The following is a 2283-nucleotide window of genomic DNA, read 5'->3' on the forward strand; positions in this document are numbered from 1 at the left end:
GCTCGCGGCCCGCGGCCGGCCCGAGACCGGCAGGCGCCGCAGGGAGCGGATCCGCAGCGCCTGGGAGGTCCTTCCGGACATCGCGCCGGAACTCAGCGAGTGGAGCGCCCTGTTCGCCTCCGGCGCCGGGCGCAGGGCCCGCGCGGAGGCGGGCATACCCGGCGCGGCCACCAGCCGCGACGCCGACGACCTGCTGCGCGACGCGGCCATGTTCCTGCGTCTGGTCGAACGGCTGCTGGTCCTCCAGCCCGTCCTTCCGCAGCCCCGGCAGGACGGCCCCGGACGGCGGACCGAGGTGGAGTGACCGCGCGGACGGTGCGAGGCAATAGGGTGGAGACCACCCGTACCACCTGCACCGTTCACGCTCCGCCGTCCGTGGCGGCACCGTGCCGAGGAGTCAACTGCCGTGTCGGACCAGCTGCGCCCCCGTGCCTCCCTTCGTACCGCCGTGGTCTGGGAGGTCCTCAAGGACGCCCTCGAACGCCGGGTCGAGGCGGCCGGCAGGGAGGCCCTGGACGTGCTGGACACCGGTGGCGGGACGGGCAACTTCGCCGTGCCCGTCGCCCGGCTCGGCCACCGGGTGACCGTCGTCGACCCCAGCCCGAACGCCCTGTTCGCTCTGGAGCGCCGTGCCGAGGAGGCCGGCGTCGCGGACCGGGTGCGGGGCGTCCAGGGGGACATCCTCGGCCTGTTCGAGGTGGTGGACCGCGCCGGTTACGACGCGGTCCTGTGCCACGGCGTCCTGGAATACGTGGACGACCCCGCCGAAGGCGTACGGAACGCGGTCGACGCGCTCCGCCCCTCCGGCGTGCTCAGCCTGCTCGGCGCGGGGCTCGGCGGCGCCGTCCTGGCCAGGGCGCTCGCCGGACATTTCACCGAGGCCCGGCAGGCACTGGCGGATCCCGCCGGACGCTGGGGCGACGGCGACCCCGTGCCCCGCAGGTTCACCGCCGGCCAGCTGACCGCACTGGTCGACGCCGCAGGCATCGAGGTCGGCGCGGTCCACGGAGTCCGGGTCTTCGCCGACCTCGTACCGGGCGTTCTCGTGGACACCGAGCCGGGCGCGATGGAAGAGCTCCTCAAGCTGGAAGCGGCCGTCGCGGAACTTCCGGCCTTCCACTCCGTGGCGACCCAGCTGCACGTTCTGGGAGAGAAGCGCGCCTGAGCCACCGGGGCGGCACTGCCGGAGCATGCCGCGAGGGCGACAGCGGCACGGCTGATCAGCAACGCAGCTGCAGACGGAGTACCGCCGGGAACACCCGATCGCGCCGCGGGCCCCGTATGATCGGGTGACACCATCCGGCATGACGGATCGGAGGTCGGGGAATCTACGCCTCAGCAGCCGAGCCGAAATGGCGGTCCGGACTGGCTATGGCTAGAGGGCGGGTTTCACGGGGGCGAATCCCTGCCTATTCTGGAAGGGCCGCATACCGGTCGCCCCCGCGGCCGACGACGAGGAGGACTCCGTGCCGCTCTCGGAGCACGAGCAGCGCATGCTCGAGCAGATGGAGCGAGCGCTGTACGCCGAAGATCCCAAGTTCGCTACAGCGCTTGAGGGAAGCGGGCTGCGCAGGTACACCCGGCGACGGGTCTACCAGGCGGTAGCCGGTTTTCTGGTGGGTATCGCGCTCCTCATGGCCGGAATGGTTTTCCAGCAGACATGGGTCAGCGTGGCGGGATTCCTCGTCATGCTGGGCTGCGCCGTGCTGGCGGTCACCGGATGGCGCAAAGCGCCGAAGCCCGGTGAGCAGCAACCGGCGGGGAGCGCGAGCGGGGGCGGAGGCGAACGCCGCCATCCCAGGCAGAGCCGGTCGATGATGAACCGGATCGAACAGCGGTGGCAGCGCCGCCGCGACGAACAGGGCCAGTGAGCTTCCCGCTTCCCGGCCGACGGCGGGCAGCCCCGGCCACCGGCTCCGGACGCGGACCACGCACACCGAGAACTTGACACCGGGCCTCACACGTGAGGGGCGGTCGCTGCGCAGCGACCGCCCCTCACGTGTCTCTCCGTACGCCCCGCGCCCGCCGCGGACCGTCGTGGATCCGGTCTCCGGAGGGCGGACCGGCCTGGACCTGCGGGCTGTCCTGGAAGGCTCCGCGTACGAAACCCGGCCTGGTCCAGGGGGCCGGCCGGCCCCCTGGACCGGGGGTTCAGCTCCGCTCCCGCGAGGGGCGGCGCAGCCGCGTCGCCCAGTGGTCGAGCCCTGCCCGGCCCGGCCACCGGCGGCCGAGTTCCGCCCGGCGTTCCGAGAGCGCCCAGATCACCCGGACGGCCGAACGGGG

The 2283-nt window shown here is 73.1% G+C and carries 3 protein-coding genes; all 3 read left to right on the plus strand.

The window, feature by feature from the left end; genetic code table 11:
* The coding region (locus VN520_RS35665) for an SAV_6107 family HEPN domain-containing protein (RefSeq protein WP_325751098.1) at nt 1-304 on the plus strand (304 nt) is incomplete at its 5' end.
* A 102-nt stretch (nt 305-406) separates the two neighbouring features.
* Nucleotides 407-1165 carry a class I SAM-dependent methyltransferase gene (locus VN520_RS35670; protein ID WP_325751099.1) on the plus strand — a complete coding sequence of 253 codons (759 nt, stop codon included), beginning with the start codon at nt 407-409 and terminating at the stop codon, nt 1163-1165.
* A 301-nt stretch (nt 1166-1466) separates the two neighbouring features.
* Nucleotides 1467-1871: a DUF3040 domain-containing protein gene (locus VN520_RS35675; protein WP_325751100.1), complete on the plus strand. Its 405-nt coding sequence runs from the start codon at nt 1467-1469 to the stop codon at nt 1869-1871.
* Nucleotides 1872-2283 lie beyond the last annotated feature (412 nt).

The sequence above is a fragment of the Streptomyces sp. genome (assembly GCF_035563135.1).
In the GTDB taxonomy this organism is placed as follows: Bacteria; Actinomycetota; Actinomycetes; order Streptomycetales; family Streptomycetaceae; genus Streptomyces.